This window comes from Pseudomonas sp. P4_C8, assembly GCF_056401975.1.
The window spans coordinates 1-17914 of record NZ_JBFUIH010000046.1; the positions used below are offsets into that span (position 1 = coordinate 1).

The 17914-nt window shown below is 60.2% G+C and carries 17 protein-coding genes; 11 read left to right on the forward strand and 6 right to left on the reverse strand.

Translation table 11 applies throughout. The features are described 5' to 3' along the window. Positions 1–97: 97 nt before the first annotated feature. The 3 genes from AC1DWM_RS24130 (at position 98) to AC1DWM_RS24140 (ending at position 3338) form a co-directional block, all read left to right on the forward strand. Positions 98–619: a cytochrome C gene (locus AC1DWM_RS24130; protein ID WP_477796321.1), complete on the forward strand. Its 522-nt coding sequence runs from the start codon at positions 98–100 to the stop codon at positions 617–619. A 176-nt stretch (positions 620–795) separates the two neighbouring features. Continuing rightward, positions 796–1377 (forward strand): hypothetical protein, encoded by a 582-nt coding sequence (locus AC1DWM_RS24135; RefSeq protein WP_223519565.1) that lies wholly within the window; start codon positions 796–798, stop codon positions 1375–1377. 284 nt (positions 1378–1661) lie between these two features. Next, on the forward strand, positions 1662–3338 hold the full coding sequence (locus AC1DWM_RS24140; RefSeq protein WP_477796322.1) for an MFS transporter: 1677 nt from the start codon (positions 1662–1664) through the stop codon (positions 3336–3338). Positions 3339–3380: 42 nt separating this feature from the next. On the opposite strand, the gene AC1DWM_RS24145 is transcribed toward AC1DWM_RS24140, so the two are convergent. Further along, on the reverse strand, positions 3381–4394 hold the full coding sequence (locus AC1DWM_RS24145; protein ID WP_477796323.1) for a GlxA family transcriptional regulator: 1014 nt from the start codon (positions 4392–4394) through the stop codon (positions 3381–3383). Positions 4395–4628: 234 nt separating this feature from the next. Between AC1DWM_RS24145 and tynA the strand changes: the two genes are divergently transcribed. Continuing rightward, the gene (gene tynA / locus AC1DWM_RS24150; RefSeq protein WP_477796324.1) at positions 4629–6917 is read left to right on the forward strand and encodes a primary-amine oxidase; all 2289 of its coding nucleotides are present in this window, start codon (positions 4629–4631) and stop codon (positions 6915–6917) included. A 150-nt stretch (positions 6918–7067) separates the two neighbouring features. On the opposite strand, the gene AC1DWM_RS24155 is transcribed toward tynA, so the two are convergent. Both AC1DWM_RS24155 and AC1DWM_RS24160 read right to left on the reverse strand, forming a co-directional pair. After that, on the reverse strand, positions 7068–7376 hold the full coding sequence (locus AC1DWM_RS24155; protein WP_223519558.1) for a cupredoxin domain-containing protein: 309 nt from the start codon (positions 7374–7376) through the stop codon (positions 7068–7070). 15 nt (positions 7377–7391) lie between these two features. After that, complete coding sequence (locus AC1DWM_RS24160) at positions 7392–8360, reverse strand: metallophosphoesterase family protein (RefSeq protein WP_477796325.1); 969 nt, start codon at positions 8358–8360, stop codon at positions 7392–7394. A 296-nt stretch (positions 8361–8656) separates the two neighbouring features. On the opposite strand from AC1DWM_RS24160, the gene AC1DWM_RS24165 reads away from it, so the two are divergent. Continuing rightward, on the forward strand, positions 8657–9169 hold the full coding sequence (locus AC1DWM_RS24165) for a sigma-70 family RNA polymerase sigma factor (protein WP_223519554.1): 513 nt from the start codon (positions 8657–8659) through the stop codon (positions 9167–9169). Further along, on the forward strand, positions 9162–9899 hold the full coding sequence (locus AC1DWM_RS24170) for an anti-sigma factor family protein (protein WP_223519552.1): 738 nt from the start codon (positions 9162–9164) through the stop codon (positions 9897–9899). The genes AC1DWM_RS24165 and AC1DWM_RS24170 overlap by 8 nt, the downstream gene beginning before the upstream one ends. Before the next feature lie 125 nt (positions 9900–10024). On the opposite strand, the gene feaR is transcribed toward AC1DWM_RS24170, so the two are convergent. The 3 genes from feaR to paaY form a co-directional block, all read right to left on the reverse strand. Further along, on the reverse strand, positions 10025–10939 hold the full coding sequence (gene feaR / locus AC1DWM_RS24175; RefSeq protein WP_477796326.1) for a transcriptional regulator FeaR: 915 nt from the start codon (positions 10937–10939) through the stop codon (positions 10025–10027). 85 nt (positions 10940–11024) lie between these two features. Beyond that, a complete protein-coding gene (paaX, locus tag AC1DWM_RS24180; protein ID WP_150778157.1) occupies positions 11025–11948 on the reverse strand; it encodes a phenylacetic acid degradation operon negative regulatory protein PaaX in 924 nt (307 codons plus the stop codon). Positions 11949–12100: 152 nt separating this feature from the next. Beyond that, entirely contained in the window at positions 12101–12697 is a 597-nt protein-coding gene (paaY, locus tag AC1DWM_RS24185) for a phenylacetic acid degradation protein PaaY (protein WP_223514474.1), read from the reverse strand. Positions 12698–13069: 372 nt separating this feature from the next. Between paaY and paaF the strand changes: the two genes are divergently transcribed. The 5 genes from paaF to pcaF are packed head-to-tail and all read left to right on the forward strand — an operon-like array spanning position 13070 to position 17841. Continuing rightward, on the forward strand, positions 13070–13843 hold the full coding sequence (gene paaF / locus AC1DWM_RS24190; RefSeq protein ID WP_223514471.1) for a 2,3-dehydroadipyl-CoA hydratase PaaF: 774 nt from the start codon (positions 13070–13072) through the stop codon (positions 13841–13843). A gap of 39 nt (positions 13844–13882) precedes the next feature. Further along, positions 13883–14674, forward strand: coding sequence for a 2-(1,2-epoxy-1,2-dihydrophenyl)acetyl-CoA isomerase PaaG (gene paaG / locus AC1DWM_RS24195; protein ID WP_223514487.1), 792 nt, complete (start codon positions 13883–13885; stop codon positions 14672–14674). Positions 14675–14677: 3 nt separating this feature from the next. Then, positions 14678–16195: a 3-hydroxyacyl-CoA dehydrogenase PaaH gene (paaH, locus tag AC1DWM_RS24200; RefSeq protein ID WP_223514468.1), complete on the forward strand. Its 1518-nt coding sequence runs from the start codon at positions 14678–14680 to the stop codon at positions 16193–16195. Continuing rightward, a complete protein-coding gene (gene paaI, locus AC1DWM_RS24205; protein ID WP_223514466.1) occupies positions 16188–16637 on the forward strand; it encodes a hydroxyphenylacetyl-CoA thioesterase PaaI in 450 nt (149 codons plus the stop codon). Before paaH ends, paaI begins: the two co-directional genes overlap by 8 nt. Continuing rightward, the gene (pcaF, locus tag AC1DWM_RS24210; RefSeq protein ID WP_223514463.1) at positions 16630–17841 is read left to right on the forward strand and encodes a 3-oxoadipyl-CoA thiolase; all 1212 of its coding nucleotides are present in this window, start codon (positions 16630–16632) and stop codon (positions 17839–17841) included. The genes paaI and pcaF overlap by 8 nt, the downstream gene beginning before the upstream one ends. The last annotated feature ends 73 nt before the right edge of the window (positions 17842–17914 follow it).

Consider the following 17914-nt stretch of genomic DNA (forward strand, 5'->3'; position numbering starts at 1 on the left):
TGTGTTGCCTGATACACCGCTATCGCGAGCAGGCTCACTCCTACACAGGTTTCGGCGGTGGTTTCGAAAAGTGTGTTTTACCGTAGAGGTGCTTGTCATGCGTAGGTTGCTATTTCTCGGTCTGGTTTGCGTCGTTGCCGCCCCGCTCGCCTATGCCCGGGCCATTCCCGACCCGACGCAGCGGCATGCGCCGGGCAATGAAGAACTGCAAAAACCCATCGCCCAGGCCGGTTACAGCGTTGGCGTGAACTACCAGCTGCAATGCGCCGGCTGCCATTTGGGCAACGGCATGGGCTCGGCAGCCAATGACACGCCTCGGCTCACAGGGTTTGTCGGCAACTTCCTCAAGGTCCCCGGCGGCCGCGAATTTCTGGTGCGTGTACCCGGCATGTCGCAATCGGCGCTGAACAACGCGCAGTTGGCTGACCTGCTTAACTGGTTGATGCGCGACGGCGGCCTGGCCGGTAAAAGCACGCCTGCCGAGTATCAGCCTTACAGCGCTGAAGAGGTGGCTGAATTGCGTCACGTGACTATGCTCAATTTACCGGGTACTCGGGCAGAGTTGATCAAGGCAATGCGTGCACAAGGAATCGCGATTGAAGACGGCATGAGTGACTGATTCGGCCAGGCGCCGCAAGGGTACCTGACTGTAAACGAGTGTCATTCCTGCCATTATCTACGCTATTTTTCCTGAGAGGCTTCAGGCGTCTACCGGTCTTCTAGACTCATCGAAACAGGGGGAGCCACGCTCCGCGTGCGTTTCTATACGCTGATTAAAAACAAGGAAACATAACCTTGAAAGCTTCGATAATCATCGTCGCGGGCAGCGTGCTGTTTTCGATGGCAGCTTCAGCCACCGGGATTATTCCGGTCTTCGACCTGGATTTCACAAGAGCAGCGGATCAAACGCTGAAAAAACTCAACATCAACGATGGTTGCATTATTGATGCCCCGGACCCCATCACGTTCACCTACTGCCGGGAAGGCTCGACAACGCTCTGGAAGTATCAGGTGCTGGACCTGCAACAACAGGCAGCGATCCGCACGGTTACCCCGCAGCCCCAGATGGGTTATGGACAAATCAGCATTCTGGAACTCAATAGCGCGGCCTGTGCTCACGAAACCCGGGCCGAGGCTAAACCCGCCATTACTTGCATGGCCGTACTCGGTCTGGTCGCGCTGTTTCTGCTGATTGGCTTGCGATACACCTACAGGGTCCACCGCCAATACCACAGCAAAAGTTCAGCGTCCTCGATTCCTCCATGGCAGCCAATGGCCGAGCATGTGCCTGAACACCATGACATGGCAAAGGCATTGGGCGCGTTTGGTGTCGCTACTGTGATGATGATGGTTTATGCCAGCTTCTGCGTTTTTTAAGGCTCGCCACTGAACACGCAAAATCCGAACGTTTTCGGTTTTCTGCGGGGCACTTGTTTGTCGGCCACCCGCGGCGTTTCATCGACTTGAGATTGAAGCGTGATGGCGAGTGGATATCTGCGCGAAGGTGATTATGCTTCAACTATCCCGGCACACCTGCGAGGCCGTCAGCTGCTTCCCTGATTCGTGCAATTTGCAATCCGATGACATCAGCCCCAGGGCCTGGGTGCGGCAACTGATGAGAGGTACTCCGGCCTATAACAAGAGCAAAACGGAGAACACTCATGGCCGTAATCGACAGCACAACCACGGGTAGCATGCCCAACCGCGGGATAACCAAGGAAGAGCGCAAGGTCATTTTCGCCTCGTCCCTGGGCACCGTATTCGAATGGTACGACTTCTACCTTTACGGTTCCCTCGCCGCCATCATAGCCAAGCACTTCTTCGCGGGCGTCAACGAGACCACGGCGTTCATCTTCGCCCTGCTCGCCTTCGCCGCAGGCTTTGCCGTACGGCCTTTCGGCGCCATCGTGTTTGGCCGGTTGGGTGACATGATCGGGCGCAAGCACACCTTCCTCATCACCATTGTCATCATGGGTATCTCCACCGCCATCGTCGGTTTTCTACCGGGCTATGCCACGATCGGCGTGGCGGCGCCGGTCATCCTGATCAGCCTGCGCATGCTGCAAGGCCTGGCGCTGGGTGGTGAATACGGCGGCGCGGCGACGTACGTGGCCGAACATGCACCGCCAGGCAAGCGCGGTTACTTCACCTCGTGGATCCAGACCACCGCGACCCTCGGGCTGTTTTTGTCGCTGCTGGTGATCCTCGCCTGCCGCACCTTGCTCGGCACGGAAGCGTTCGAGGCGTGGGGCTGGCGGATTCCGTTCCTGCTATCGATCCTGCTGCTGATCGTCTCGGTGTACATCCGCCTGCAGCTCAGCGAGTCGCCGGTGTTCAAGAAAATGAAGGAGGAAGGCAAAGCCTCCAAGGCGCCACTGACGGAATCCTTCGCCCGCTGGGGCAACCTGAAAATTGTGATCATGGCCTTGCTCGGCGGTACGGCCGGTCAGGCGGTAGTCTGGTACACCGGGCAGTTCTATGCGCTGTTTTTTCTGTTGCAAACACTCAAGATCGACCCGCAAACCGCCAATCTGTTGATTGCTGGTTCGCTGCTGATTGGCACGCCGTTCTTCGTCATTTTCGGCAGCCTGTCCGACCGCATCGGCCGCAAGGGCATTATCATGGCCGGCTGCATCCTCGCAGCGCTGACCTACTTCCCGATCTTCCATGCGTTGACCCAGTACGGTAACCCCGACGTGTTCGTGGCACAGGAGAAGAACCCGGTCACGGTGATCGCCGATCCCGGCCAGTGCTCGTTCCAGTTCGACCCGGTGGGCAAGGCCAGATTCACCAGTTCCTGCGACCTCGCCAAGAGCGTGCTGGCGAAGAAAGCGATCCCCTACAAAAACGAGAAGGCCGAACCGGGCACCGTCGCGCAAGTTCGCATCGGCGACAAGGTGATCCAGAGCTTCGAGGGCACCAGCCTGCCGGCCGCTGAATTCAAAACCAGCAACGACACCTTCATCGCCACCCTCGGCACTGCCCTCAAGGAAGCCGGCTACCCCGAGAAGGCCGACCCGGCGAAGACCAACTACCCGATGGTGTTGCTACTGCTGACCATCCTCGTGATCTACGTGACCATGGTCTACGGGCCTATTGCCGCGTGGCTGGTGGAACTGTTTCCGGCGCGCATCCGCTACACCTCGATGTCGCTGCCGTATCACATCGGCAATGGCTGGTTCGGAGGGTTTCTGCCGACGGTGGCCTTCGCCATGGTCGCGGCCACGGGGGATATTTATTACGGGCTGTGGTACCCGATCGTGATCGCGGTGATGACGGCGATTCTGGGCACATTCTTCCTGCCGGAAACCAAGGACCGGGAAATTCGTCACACTTGAAATGGGCAGCCACCCTCTCCTTTCGGGAGAGGGCATGGCTGTTTATTTGACGAGCCGGGTTTCCTTGGACGGCCGGTAGCCGAAATACGAGCTATAGCATTTGCTGAAATGGCTTGGCGAAACAAAACCGCAGGCCACCAGCACGTCCACTTGGGACAGTTCGGTGTGCTGCAGGAGTCGACGCGCCTCGGTGATCCGCAGTTCCAGGTAATAGCGTTGCGGCGTAGTGCCCAGTTGTTCCTTGAACAGGCGTTCGAGTTGTCGACGTGAACGGCCGGCGTAGACCGCCAGCTGCTCCAGCTCCAGCGGTTCTTCGAGATTGGCGTCCATCAGCTTGACCACCTCGCGCAACGGCGCGCTGACACAGATATTTTCCGCCGGTTTGATGCGCCGGTAGCGAGACTCTTCAAACGCCAGAATGTCCTCGATCCCCTCGACGAGGGCTTTATCGTGCAGCCCTTTGATCCAGTCCAGTGCCATATGGAAGGCCCCCGCAGGACTGGACGCCGTGAGGCGGTCGCGGTCAATCACATAGGGCTCGCTGGTGACATGCGCTGCTTTGGAAATCTCTGCCAGTGCGGGCCGATGCTCCGGGTGAATGGCGCATCGATAGCCATCGAGCAAGCCAGCGCTGCCGAGGAACCACGCGCCATTCCACAGCCCGGCCAGGGTGACGCCCCGCTCTGCCGCCGTTCTCAACAGGTGGATGAACTCATCGGCGGCCTTCAGTTCTGTGCGATAGCCGCCACACACGACCAACAGGTCCAGTTGCTGAATCGCTGACGCATCGAAGCGTGCGTCCGGCCGGATCACCAGGCCCAGGTCACTGACGACCTCTCCATCGTTCAAGCCAAACGTTCGGGAAGCGAACAAGCCGGGACGCAGCAGATTCGCGGTGACAATCGTGTCCAGTGCTTGCGTGAACGCAGGCAGCGAGAAGTGTTCGAGCAGCAAAAAGCCTGTGCGCGTGATTGGCGCAGGCTTGTCAGCAGGCTCGTTTAGATAGCGGAGGTTTTTACCCTTCATCCCTCCGCTGAATTGCCGTCGTTCGATCAATGTCCGACCCACTCGATTACGTTAACTACAAAAGTCAAAACCAGCGGGTTCATTATGCGACAGATCAGGCGAGGTGAAAGCCGGTCGACGCCAAGTTGTTTATTTGTGGATTAACCTTGGGCAACGATCATTTAGGCACGCAGCAACAGGAATCTGGCAGGAATTCACAAGAAGCCTTTCATTGGCTGTAGCACAGTGTGGTGTGCTGTCACCGGTTTCCCAAGGAACTCAGAAATGTTCACGTCCATTGCCTCGTTAAAAAGAAAACCGCTCGCCCGACTCGCGCTGGCCATCACCCTGGGCACCTTCGGTTTGCCGGGCTGGATGTCCACCGCACAGGCCCATGGCGGGGCCGCCGAAATGGTGCCTTTGCAGTCGACCCTTGAGGAATTCGGGGCCACGGTCAAATGGGACAGTTACGCCAACCTGTTCGTCATTGCCAAGGACGGGGTTTACCTCAAGGTCAAACCGGACAGCAAAGTCGCCATGCTCAATGGCAAGCCCATGAAGCTGGCGGTCCCGGTGGTGTTCAAACACAAAACCGCCTACATGCCGAAGGACTTCATCAATCAGGTGTTCCAGTCCGGCCTGGACAAAACCTTTGTCGTCGAAACCCGGCCTAACCCGCTCAACCCGTTGAGCGCGGACGAAATCAAGGCGGCGGTGGATATCGTCAAGCAGTCCGAGCACTACCAACCCGGTTTTCGTTTCACCGAAGTCTCGGTCAATGCGCCGCCCAAGGATCAGGTCTGGAATTTCGCCTTGACCGGTCAGAACGTCACACAGCCGCGCCAGGCCAACATCGTGGTGCTGGATGGCAAGCACGTGATCGAAGCTCTGGTCGACCTCGACGCCAAGGCGCTCAAGTCCTGGAAGCCTATCGAAGGTGCGCACGGGATGGTCCTGCTGGACGATTTCGCCACTGTGCAATCGGCTGTGGAAACCAGCCCCGAGTACGCGCAGGCCTTGGCCAAGCGCGGCATCACCGATGTGAAAAAAGTCGTGGCCACGCCGCTGACCGTCGGCTACTTCGACGGCAAGGACGGACTGGAGCAGGACAAACGGCTGCTGAAAATCGTCAGCTACCTCAATACCGGTGACGGCAATTACTGGGCGCACCCGATCGAGGGCCTGGTGGCGATTGTCGACCTTGAGCAAAAGAAACTGATCAAGATCGAAGACGAAGCCTTGATCCCGGTGCCGATGAAACCGACGCCGTATGACGGCCGTGGCCGCAAGGGCGTGCAGGTCAAGCCGCTGGAAATCATTGAGCCGGAGGGGAAAAACTACACCATCACCGGCAACAGTATTCACTGGCAGAACTGGAACTTCCATGTTCGCCTCGATTCGCGGGTCGGCCCGATCCTGTCCACCGTCACGTATGACGATAAGGGCAAGAAACGCAAAATCATGTACGAAGGCTCGCTGGGCGGGATGATCGTGCCTTACGGCGACCCTGACGCCGGCTGGTACTTCAAGGCTTACCTGGACTCAGGCGAGTACGGCATGGGTACCCTGACCTCGCCAATTGCACGCGGCAAAGACGCTCCGGAAAACGCCGTGCTGCTCGACGCCACGATTGCCGACTACACCGGCGCGCCGACTTCGATTCCTCGTGCCATGGCGGTGTTCGAACGCTACGCCGGCCCGGAATACAAACACCAGGAAATGGGCCAGCCCAACCTCAGCACCGAGCGGCGTGAGCTGGTGGTGCGGTGGATCAGCACCGTCGGCAACTACGATTACATCGTCGATTGGGTCTTCCAGCAAAACGGCACCATCGGCATCGATGCCGGCGCCACCGGTATCGAAGCGGTCAAAGGCGTGCAGTCGAAAACCATGCACGAAGCCACGGCCAAGGAAGACACGCGCTACGGCACCTTGCTGGACCACAACATCGTCGGCACCACGCACCAGCACATCTACAACTTCCGCCTGGACATGGACGTCGACGGTGAAACCAACTCGCTGGTTGAAGTGAACCCGGTGGTGCTGCCAAATGACCGTGGCGGCCCGCGCACCAGCACGATGCAGACCGAGCACAACGTGGTCAGCACCGAACAGCAAGGCGCACAGAAGTTCGACCCTTCGACTGTTCGCCTGATGACCAACTTCAGCAAGGAAAACAAAGTCGGCAACCCGGTTTCCTATCAACTGATTCCGTATGCCGGCGGCACGCATCCGGTGGCCAAGGGCGCGAACTTCGGCAAGGATGAATGGCTCTATCACCGCCTCAGCTTCATGGACAAGCAACTGTGGGTAACGCGCTATAACCCGGAGGAAAAGTACCCGGAAGGCAAATACCCGAACCGTTCGGACAAAGACTCGGGGCTTGGGCAGTTCACCGCGGATAACCAGCCGATTGAAAACTCTGACGACGTGGTCTGGCTGACCACCGGCACCACGCACATCGCGCGGGCCGAGGAATGGCCGATCATGCCGACCGAATGGGTGCATGTGCTGTTGAAGCCGTGGAACTTCTTTGACGAGACGCCGACGTTGAACCTCAGCGCCCCCAAATAACCACACGCCCCCTGTAGGAGCATGGCTTGCCCGCGATGGCGGTGTGTCAGTCGACATCGCAGTCATCTGACACACCGCCATCGCGGGCAAGCCATGCTCCTACAGGGGGGCGGGTTTCTTCAGGTGGATTGGTCGCAGGTGCTTGCGGCATTACTGGCTGACCACAATCTTCCCGATCATCTGTGGATGCAGCGCACAAAAATACTCGAATTCCCCCGGTGTGTTGAACACCCAGGAAAAGCTGTCATTGGTATCCAGCGCCCCAGAGCGAAATACCTTGTGGGTTTCCGCCACCGTGTGCGGAATCTGGTCATCGTTCACCCATGTCACTTTGGTACCCACGGCCACATTCAAATCCTTGGGCCCGAACATGAACTCCCTGATATCGATTTTCACCTCCTGAGCCCACACCGGCATCGACAGCAGCAGGCAGGCCACGGCCAACAGTCGCTTTTTCATCCGAGTGCCCTCCCCCTAAACCAGTGTCGAGTCGATCAGCGCCAGCGGATGATCGCCCTGCGTCGCTCGCACATCGGTGATCCCCAAATAATTGCGCAATTGATCAGCCGCCACCGTCATCGGCCCGGGTGTCGGTGCCGCACCTGGTGCAGGTTGTGGATAAGCGGTGCCACGGGCGGTGTGGAAGGTGATGTTGCCTTCGACTTTCTGGATGACCTGGTGGATATGCCCGTTCAACACCGTCACCGAACCGTACTTGCGCAGCATGGCAATCGCCTGATCGCCATCCTCAGTGCCCCAGCCCCACGGCTGATAAACCGTCCACAACGGAATATGGGTAAACACCACGATTGGCGTGCTGCTGGTCACGGCGCGCAAATCATCGGCCAGCCAGGCCAGTTGATCGGCACCCAGGGTCGCTTCGTGGCCCGCCTGGAAATTGAAGACATTCACCAGTGCAACAAAATGCACGCCGTGGTCATCGAAGCTGTACCAGCCATTGCCTTTGGTGCCTTTGCCGTAACGCTCCAGGTAGAGCTTGCCGCCGCCCTCGTCGAGGGTGTCATGCTCCCCCGGGACGTAGTGCACCGTGGACGGCAGGCCCTTGAGCAGTTGCGCGGCCGTGTCAAACTCTTCGGGTTTGGACAGGTGGGTGATATCGCCGGTATGCAGGATCAGCGACGGCCGTTTTGGCAGCGCGATGACCTTGTCGATGGCCACCTGCAACGTCTTCACAGGTTCCGGGTTGGCCTCCTTGTTGAAGCCGATGTGCGAGTCGCTGATCTGCACGAAGTGGAAGGTGCTGGCCAGTGCCTTGGGGTCGGAGACGTTGCCCGCCGCATCCAGGGCAAAGGCCCGGGGAATGCCGCCGCTCAGGGCCCAGATGACCCCCGCCCCGGCCCACGCCGAGCATTTCAGCAGTGTTCGGCGGTCAGGGTTCAGCGGGCCGTCGGTGCGAAGCGGGTGCCTTGATTGAATGTCCATCGGTTTTCCCTCGCTGGCGAACTACAGTAATGGTGCTGACACGAGGTACAACCAATCAGGACGGAGTTTTATTCCACGACATTGAACGTCTGTAGCAGCTGTCGAGGCACGAGGCTGCGTTGCGTGTCCGCAGGACCGCCCTTCGGGGGCCGCTACGCAGCCCAACGCAGCCCAACGCAGCCTCGTGCCTCGGCAGCTGCTACAGGGAATTGCGTCGTGCGTTGGAAAAGTTGTTTTTTCCGGGAATAAAATGCGGAGCAGCGCGGTTATAGGGGTGGGACAGTGCGGGAACCACTATGAAGCGATTTGAGGAACTGTTTGCGCCCCATCTGGACGCGGCCTACAACCTCGCGCGCTGGCTCACGGGCAACGACAGCGCCGCGCGCGATGTCGTCCAGGAAAGCGCCCTGCGCGCCTTCCGTTTCTTACACCGCTTCGCCGACGGCAACGCCAAGGCCTGGTTTCTAACTATCGTACGCAACGAAAGCTACACGTGGCTCAAGGCCTCGGCCGGACACCACTGGGTCGCTATCGGCGACGAACTTTGCGAAGACGACGCCATGCTGAGCCACAGCCAGACCCCGGAACTACTGGCCATCCATATGGAAAATTCGGCGCTTATCCAGCAAGCCCTGTGCGCCCTGCCACCGGCGTTTCGTGAGGTGATTGTTCTGAAAGAACTCGAAGACCTGCCCTACAAGGACATTGCCCTGGTGGTCGACATTCCCATCGGCACCGTCATGTCGAGACTGGCCCGGGCGCGCGCCATGCTCAAGCTCGAACTACTGAAGTTGTACGATCATGAATGAACTCGACTGCACGGTTTGCCAGACGTTGATGCATGGCTATCTGGACAAGGAACTTGACCCGCCGACGACGGCAACGGTGGCCGGGCATTTGGCCGGGTGCGCCGAATGCGCGCGGTTGCACGATCAGGCGAGGCTGCTGATGCTCGGCGTGAAACGCCAGGCGCCGTATTACACGGCCCCGGCGTCGTTGACGGCCAGTGTGTTCGCCGCTGCTGCCCCGCGCCCAAATATTTTCGAGCTCTGGCGAACATGGTTCGCACCGGCCTTTTCTGCGGCAGCGCTAGGCTTGGCGGTGGTGCTTTATGTGGCCACGCCGGCCAGCGAGCAACCGTTGATGGACGAGGCCGTCTCCAGTCATGTCCGCTCGTTGATGGGTGAGCATTTGAATGATGTGGTGTCTTCCGACCGCCATACCGTGAAGCCTTGGTTCACTGGCAAACTCGACTTCGCGCCACCGGTAATCGATTACTCGGCACAAGGGTTTGTGCTGTTGGGTGGGCGGTTGGATTATCTGCAGCATCAGGCCACGGCGGCCCTCAGTTATGGGCGGGCCAAGCACATTATCAACGTGTTTATCCTGCCCACGCCGGAGGCGGATAAGCCGCAACAGAGCCAGACGATTCGTGGCTTTAACGTGGTGTCCTGGCAAGCGAATCACATGCGGTTTGTGCTGGTGTCCGATCTGGAGAAAAGCGAACTGGAGGCGTTCAGCCAGTTGCTCAAACCGTAGTACAAAACCCTGTAGGAGTGAGCCTGCTCGCGATAGCGGAGTGTCAGACAACATTAATTTATCTGACACTCCGCTATCGCGAGCAGGCTCACTCCTACAGAGGTTATGTGTGATTCAGGCGGATCTCAGGCGCGGGTTTTACGGTATTCGCCGGGGGAAATGCCAAACCGCGATTTGAACGCGGTGGAGAAGTAGCTCGAATCGGAAAAACCCCAGGAATAGCCCAGCACCGACAATTTCTGTTCGGTACGCGATTGGCGCAGGGACTCGGCGCACAAGTCCAGCCGACGATTCTTGATGTATTTCGCCACCACCAACCCCTTCTTGGCAAAGATCCGGTACAGCCCCCGAACCGACATGCCGACTTCCCGCGCCAGCCATTCCGGACACAGGTCTTCGGAGCGAATGTGCGCGTCGATGCATTCCAGCGTCTTGCGAAAGATGCGCTCGTGCAAATCGTTGCTGCCTTCGGTTTGACTGATGGCCGGGCGCAGCAGGCTGACAATCGCTTCCAGCGTAGCCTCGCTTTCCGGCAGGCTCAGAGTGTTTTGCTGTACGGCATCGAGAATCAGGCGGTGAGAGAGCATTGCCATCGGTGACATCGCGGCGATGCGGTGACCGCACTTGACCTGGTTGAAGCGCAAGGTTTGCTCAATCAGCGGCGAGGGCAGAATCAGCGACAACTGACGGGAGTTTTCACTGTAGGTGAAGTCGCTGGGGCGCGACGCGTCGATCAGGGTGATGTCACCGGCGCAGAGCAACACCTTGTTGTCGCCCTGGGCCATGCCCGCCGTGCCGTCGAGTTGGAACACCGCAAAATATTTGCCGTCCTCACCCGCCGCGACTTGCGCAGGCGTGCGGTACAACCGCGCCTGGCAGGCGTCGACAAAACTGAGTTTCAGCGCACCGCTGCGGTGTTCGCGGATCTGCCCGGAAAACCCGGCGCCCAGGGTTTGCCCATTGAAAGCGCCACAAATCTGGTTGATCTGATGGATCCACTGATCAAATCCTTCACGGCGATGTGCACTTGCAGAAATCATGTCAGGCCTCACGCAGGCTTATTTTTATTGTCTACGCCAATCCCAAGGTCCTCCCTAACCACCCCGCTCCCACAGCAATGACGGACTACTTCAGCCCGCCAAAGCGTCGATAGAAACTTTCACCCACGTCCGGCAGCGGGCCGTCGGCGGTTTCCAGTGCACTGTTCAACCATTCCTCGGCTTTGGCGTAGATCAGCCGGTAAATGTTGCGGCACAACTGACGCGCTGCCCGACCTTCCCAATCGCCGGGCAGTAACTCGTCCGGCAGTTGCGGGTCGCGCAGCAGCAGTTTGCGGTATTCATGAATAAGCAGGACCCGTGCCAGGAAGCAGTCGCACGGTTGCAGGTTCTCTTGCTCGCGAAGCGCTTGCCAGAGCGGTCGGAACAGCTGGATGAACTCGCTGTAATGGGTCGCCAGTTCTTCGATGTTCCAGCTTTCTTTCACCTGCAAACGTAGCGCCTTGGACGCCAGGACGTCCTGCGCCGTGGTTTCGAAGACGATGGTCTCTTCCTGGGCGCCGAGGTCGAGCAAGGTCGCGTTGAGATCGGTACGGTCGCTACGTGGACATGCCAACACCGCAGGCGAAATCGCACCAAAACCTTGCCATTCCAGTTCTTCGCGCACTTGTTTGCGCTTGTCCTGCGTCAGCTGCGTGAGCATCACCAGGCACCAGGAACCGTCCCACGCGGGCACGGTGGAGCTGTAAACGCGCTTGAACGCCTTGTCGAAACGCCGGCGACCGGTGCCGGTCAGGCTGTAATAGCTGCGACGCCCGACTTTCTCGGCGGTCAGCCAGCCTTCCTTGGTCAGCCGGAAAATCGACGTGCGGATCAGCCGCTCATTGATACCGATGGGCTCGAGCAATTGAATCAGGCTACCCAGCCAGACAGTTCCGCCGTGGGGTTCGATGGCATCGCCATACAGCGTGATGATCAGCGAACTGGCGCGGATCGGCGTCTGCTCCTGGAAGCGGGTAATCAGTTGGTTCAAGGGTGTCAGGGACGACATGGGCGTACCGGGCTGAAAAAGAAAAGGAATATACCGAATGCACGCCGCCCTGTGGGAGTGAGCCTGCTCGCGATAGCGGTATGTCAGTCACCATTGATGTTGAATGTCAGACCGCTTTCGCGGGCAAGCCCGCTCCTACAGGGGATCAGTGTTCACTGGGCGCTGCCTTTGGGGCGAAAGCCGTTGTCGCTGATGCGAGGGCGATCCGCTTCCGGCTCGGTCAACGGTTCGCAGACTTGCATCTGTTCAAGGCAACGCTTGGCCAGTTGCTGATACTCGCGGGTGCCCGCTTGCTTCCACGACACTTCTTCATCGCTGAGGCCGCGTTTGATACTGGCCGGTGCGCCCATGACCAGTGACTGCTCGGGGCATTCGAAACCGGCCTTGACGAAGGCCGCCGCCGACACGAATGAGCGCGGGCCAATGCGTGCGTTGTCCATCACCACGGCGTTCATGCCCACCAGCGCGTCGGCGCCGATCCGGCAACCGTGCAACACCGCGCCATGCCCAATGTGGCCATTGCGCTCGACCACCGTGTCGCTGTCCGGGAAACCGTGCATTACGCAGGTGTCCTGCAGATTGGCGCCCTCCTCCAGCACGATCCGCCCGAAGTCCCCGCGCAGGCTCGCCAGCGGCCCGACGTAGCAATGGGGGCCGACGATCACGTCGCCGATCAACACTGCGGACGGATGAACGTAAGCAGTGGGATCAACCACCGGGGTCAAGCCATCGAGGCTGTAGCAGGTCATGGGCCGTTCCTTTAAGCGCAGTGCCAGGTGTGTTCGCAAAGCGATGCCGATATTGACTCATCTTGTATCACATCGCTTTTACCAGCACAAAGATTAAAACTCCGTATCACTTAGTAACGCCCTTAATGAAAGACGGTTTAACGGGTTTGCATTTGCCGTTTAAGCCAATAAAACCGGCAATTATCTGCAAATAAGGCTTCGCCAAACCCGGACCAATAGCGAACAACCACTCGTCAATAAGACACGATAAATGCGTTTTGCTGTTGTATTTGCGTATCACGTTGTAGGTATACTCAGGCAAAACCGGCCTACTACGCCGATCCAATAATGAGCCGGCATTGCAGCCGAGCACACACCGTGAGGGCATCCGCCATGCCTCTAACCCTTGCTGTCGAAATCATCGAGCCCGGCGTTCGCCTGATTACCCTGCAACGCCCGCAGGCGTTGAATGCCCTGACCACCGAATTGCTCGGTGAACTGGCCGATGAACTGAACGCCGCACAAGCTGATCCCGATACCCGCGTCGTGGTCCTGACCGGCAGCCGCAAAGCCTTCGCGGCGGGCGCCGACATCAAGGAAATGGCCGAGCGCAATCTGGTCGGCATCCTCGACGACCCGCGCCAGGCGTCGTGGCAAACCATCACCCGCTTCAACAAACCGCTGATCGCCGCCGTCAACGGATTCGCCTTGGGCGGTGGCTGCGAATTGGCGATGCACGCCGACATCATCATTGCCGGTGAAGATGCCCGTTTCGGTCAGCCGGAAATCAACCTCGGGATCATGCCCGGCGCCGGTGGCACCCAACGCCTGCTGCGCGCCGTCGGCAAATCCATGGCCATGCAAATGGTCCTGACCGGTGAACCGATCGACGCCCGCCAAGCGCAGCGCGCCGGTCTGGTCAGCGAAGTAACCCAGCCGGAATTCACCGTCGAACGCGCCTTACAGATCGCCCGCAGCATTGCTGGCAAAGCACCACTGGCGGTGCGTCTGGCCAAGGAAGCGCTGCTCAAGGCCATGGACACTGACCTGGCCAGCGGCCTGCGTTTCGAGCGCCACGCCTTCACCGTGCTGGCCGGCACCCGCGACCGCGATGAAGGCATTCAGGCCTTCCAGGAAAAGCGCATGCCGACCTTCACTGGCCAGTAATTAATGAATTCGAACGACCTCCCAAAGAGCGCCATGACCATGAATTTCGAACACATCCTGTTTTCCATCGAAGCCGGCGTCGCCCTGCTCAGCCTCAATCGTCCGGATCAGCTGAATAGCTTCAACGCGCAGATGCACGGTGAAGTGAAGGAAGCCCTGAAACAGGTCCGGCAAAACCCGGATGTGCGTGTATTGCTGCTGACCGGTGAAGGTCGCGGCTTCTGCGCCGGGCAAGATCTCAGCGATCGCAATGTGGCGCCGGGCAGCGCCGTGCCGGATCTGGGCGAGTCCATCGAGAAGTTCTACAACCCGCTGATCCGCCAGTTGCGCGACCTGCCGCTGCCGGTGATCTGCGCGGTCAACGGCGTGGCCGCCGGCGCTGGCGCCAACATTCCGCTGGCCTGCGATCTGGTGCTGGCGGCGCGTTCGGCGAGCTTCATTCAAGCCTTCTGCAAAATCGGCCTGATTCCCGATTCCGGCGGTACCTGGACCTTGCCGCGCCTGGTCGGTATGGCCCGCGCCAAGGCATTGGCCTTGCTCGGCAACCGCTTGAGCGCTGAACAAGCCGAGCAATGGGGCTTGATCTACCGCTGCGTGGAAGACGCCGAACTGCGCGATGAAGCGCTGAAACTCGCCCAACACCTGGCCACGCAACCGACCTACGGTCTGGCACTGATCAAGCGCAGTCTGAACGCCAGCCTGAGCAACACTTTTGATGAGCAGCTGGAGCTGGAAAAAGACCTGCAACGCCTGGCCGGGCGCAGCGAGGATTACCGTGAAGGCGTCGGCGCCTTCATGGAAAAACGCAGCCCAAGCTTCAAGGGGCGCTGAGTCATGACTGCACTGAACATTGATGCGCGCATCGCGGTGATCGGCGCCGGGGCCATGGGTGCCGGGATCGCACAGGTCGCGGCGCAGGCTGGCCACACCGTGCTGCTGCTGGACAATCGCCCCGGCGCGGCGGCGCAAGCCATCGAGGGCATTGCCCGACAACTGGGCAAACGCGTCGACAACGGCAAGCTCTCGGCCGAATCGCGCTCGTCCACCCTCGCCCGCTTGCTGGCCGTGGAAGCCATCGAAGCGCTGGCGGATTGCGAACTGGTGATCGAAGCCATTGTCGAGAACCTTGAGGTCAAACGCGCCCTCTTCCGCCAACTGGAAGAGATCTGCGGTGTGCGCTGCATTCTGGCCAGCAACACCTCGTCGCTGTCGATCACCAGCATCGCCGCGCAGCTGAATCACCCGCAACGGCTGCTCGGCCTGCACTTCTTCAACCCGGCGCCGGTCATGGCGCTGGTGGAAATCGTCTCGGGACTGGCCAGCGATCCGGTCTTGGCCGCGTGCCTGTACGACACCGCCAAGGCCTGGGGCAAAAAACCGGTACACACCCGTTCGACACCGGGCTTCATCGTCAACCGTGTGGCCCGGCCGTTCTACGCCGAAAGCCTGCGCCTGCTTCAGGAAGGCGCTGCCGACTGCCCGACACTGGATGCGCTGATGCGCGATGCCGGTGGCTTTGCGATGGGCGCTTTCGAACTGACCGACTTGATTGGCCACGATGTGAACTATGCGGTGACCTGTTCGGTGTTCGACGCCTATTACGGCGACACGCGCTTCTTGCCTTCATTGATCCAGAAAGAACTGGTGGACGCCGGGCGTCTGGGGCGCAAAAGCGGCCAGGGCTTTTACAGCTACGCCGAAGGTGCCGTGCGGCCGCAGCCGACCACCCTCAGCAGCGAACAGACCGTTGAAACCTGTGTGGTCGAAGGTGATCTTGGGATCGCCAACGCGCTGATCCCACGCCTGCATGAACACAAGGTCGAGGTCATTCAGCGCGACGGCCAAGGCCTGCTGCGAGTCGGTGACGCGGTACTGGCGCTGAGCGACGGGCGCATGGCCTGTCAACGCGCCAAGGAAGACGGGTTGCGCAATCTGATCCTGCTTGACCTCGCATTCGATTACAGCAAGGCCAGCCGCATCGCGATCAGCTACGCAGCCGGCATAGAGCCATCCGCGCTAGATCACGGCATCGCGCTGCTGCAACGGGCCGGATTCACCGTCAGCGCACTCAGCGACAGCCCGGCCCTCGCCGTTTTGCGCACCGTTGCCATGCTCGCCAACGAAGCCGCCGACGCCGTGCTGCAAGGCGTGGCGTCGGCCGCCGACATCGATCTGGCGATGCGCGCCGGGGTCAACTATCCACAAGGGCCACTCGCCTGGGCGGATGCCATCGGCCTTTCGCACGTGCTCAAAGTGCTGGAAAACCTGCAAGCCAGTTACGGCGAAGAACGCTATCGGCCGTCGCTGCTGTTGCGTCGTCGCGTCGCCGAAGGGAGAACTTTTCATGACTAACCACGAAGCGATGAACTTGGCCAGCGACTGCGCAAAATCCCTGTTCGACCGCGACACCGCCAGTCAGGCGATGGGCATGCGCCTGCTCTCGGCGGCACCCGGCTGTGCCTGCGTCGGCATGAGCGTGCGTGCCGACATGATCCAGGGCCACGGTACCTGCCACGGCGGCTACCTGTTTGCGCTTGCCGATTCGGCGTTTGCCTTTGCCTGCAACAGCTACAACGAAGCCACGGTGGCCATCGGTTGCAGCATCGACTACATCGCCCCGGCACACCTGGGCGACACCTTGACTGCCGACTGCACCCAGCAAAGCCGCTCCGGTCGCACCGGCAACTACGACGTTCGTATTGAAAACCAACTGGGCCGGCTCATCGCGCTGTTCCATGGCAAATCCTACAAAGTGCGCGGCGCAGTACTGCCGCAGGAGAACCCGAATGAATGACGCCTTGATCATCGACGCGGTGCGGACCCCGATTGGTCGCTATGCCGGTGCCTTGAGCAGCGTGCGCGCCGACGACCTCGGTGCGGTGCCGCTGCGCGAACTGCTGCGCCGCCACCCGCAGGTCGACTGGACTGCTGTGGATGACGTGATTTATGGCTGCGCCAACCAGGCCGGCGAAGACAACCGCAACGTCGCACGCATGTCGGCGCTGCTGGCCGGATTGCCGGTCAGCGTACCCGGCACCACGCTCAATCGTTTGTGCGGTTCCGGCCTGGATGCGATTGGCACCGCAGCACGCGCCATTCGCTGTGGCGAGGCCGGGCTGATGCTGGTCGGCGGCGTCGAATCGATGTCCCGCGCGCCGCTGGTGATGGGCAAAGCCGAGCAGGCATTTTCCCGTGACGCGCAGATGTACGACACGACCATCGGCTGGCGCTTCGTCAATCCGCTGATGAAGAAAGCCTACGGCATCGACTCCATGCCAGAGACGGCAGAGAACGTCGCCGAGCAGTTCAACATCTCCCGCACCGACCAGGACGCCTTCGCCCTGCGTAGCCAGCAACGTGCCGGCGCGGCCCAGGCCAGCGGCCGTCTGGCTAAAGAAATCGTCGCGGTAGAAATCCCCCAGCGCAAAGGCCCGGCCAAAGTCGTCGAGCACGATGAGCACCCACGCGGCGATACCACGCTGGAACAATTGCAGAAACTCGGCACGCCGTTCCGCGAAGGCGGCAGCATCACCGCCGGCAACGCCTCCGGGGTCAACGACGGTGCCTGTGCGCTGCTGCTGGCCAGCCCCGAAGTTGCCAAACGCCACGGCCTGAAGGCGCGCGGCCGGGTGGTCGCCATGGCCACCGCCGGCGTCGAGCCGCGCATCATGGGCATCGGCCCGGTGCCAGCGACCCGCAAGGTGCTGGAACTGGCCAACCTGAGCCTGGCCGACATGGACGTGATCGAACTCAACGAAGCCTTCGCCGCGCAAGGCCTGGCCGTACTGCGCGAGCTGGGCCTGAGCGATACCGATCCACGGGTCAACCCTAACGGCGGCGCGATTGCCCTCGGTCATCCGCTGGGCATGAGCGGCGCACGGCTGGTGACCACCGCCTTGCATGAACTGGAAGAACGTCAAGGCCGCTACGCCCTGTGCACCATGTGCATCGGCGTTGGCCAGGGTATTGCGCTGATCATTGAGCGCTTATCCGACTAAAGAACCGCGATTCCCGGGGAGCCGAGAGGTATCCTTGGGGCATGCACTCAAAGCCCCGCCGTAGCGGGGCCGG

Coding starts and splice junctions, on each gene's coding strand:
- AC1DWM_RS24130 (WP_477796321.1), top strand. CDS start 98: ATGCGTAGGTTGCTATTTCTCGGTCTGGTTTGCGTCGTTGCCGCCCCG.
- AC1DWM_RS24140 (WP_477796322.1), top strand. CDS start 1,662: ATGGCCGTAATCGACAGCACAACCACGGGTAGCATGCCCAACCGCGGG.
- tynA (WP_477796324.1), top strand. CDS start 4,629: ATGTTCACGTCCATTGCCTCGTTAAAAAGAAAACCGCTCGCCCGACTC.
- AC1DWM_RS24155 (WP_223519558.1), bottom strand. CDS start 7,376: ATGAAAAAGCGACTGTTGGCCGTGGCCTGCCTGCTGCTGTCGATGCCG.
- AC1DWM_RS24160 (WP_477796325.1), bottom strand. CDS start 8,360: ATGGACATTCAATCAAGGCACCCGCTTCGCACCGACGGCCCGCTGAAC.
- AC1DWM_RS24165 (WP_223519554.1), top strand. CDS start 8,657: ATGAAGCGATTTGAGGAACTGTTTGCGCCCCATCTGGACGCGGCCTAC.
- AC1DWM_RS24170 (WP_223519552.1), top strand. CDS start 9,162: ATGAATGAACTCGACTGCACGGTTTGCCAGACGTTGATGCATGGCTAT.
- feaR (WP_477796326.1), bottom strand. CDS start 10,939: ATGATTTCTGCAAGTGCACATCGCCGTGAAGGATTTGATCAGTGGATC.
- paaX (WP_150778157.1), bottom strand. CDS start 11,948: ATGTCGTCCCTGACACCCTTGAACCAACTGATTACCCGCTTCCAGGAG.
- paaY (WP_223514474.1), bottom strand. CDS start 12,697: ATGACCTGCTACAGCCTCGATGGCTTGACCCCGGTGGTTGATCCCACT.
- paaF (WP_223514471.1), top strand. CDS start 13,070: ATGCCTCTAACCCTTGCTGTCGAAATCATCGAGCCCGGCGTTCGCCTG.
- paaG (WP_223514487.1), top strand. CDS start 13,883: ATGAATTTCGAACACATCCTGTTTTCCATCGAAGCCGGCGTCGCCCTG.
- paaH (WP_223514468.1), top strand. CDS start 14,678: ATGACTGCACTGAACATTGATGCGCGCATCGCGGTGATCGGCGCCGGG.
- paaI (WP_223514466.1), top strand. CDS start 16,188: ATGACTAACCACGAAGCGATGAACTTGGCCAGCGACTGCGCAAAATCC.
- pcaF (WP_223514463.1), top strand. CDS start 16,630: ATGAATGACGCCTTGATCATCGACGCGGTGCGGACCCCGATTGGTCGC.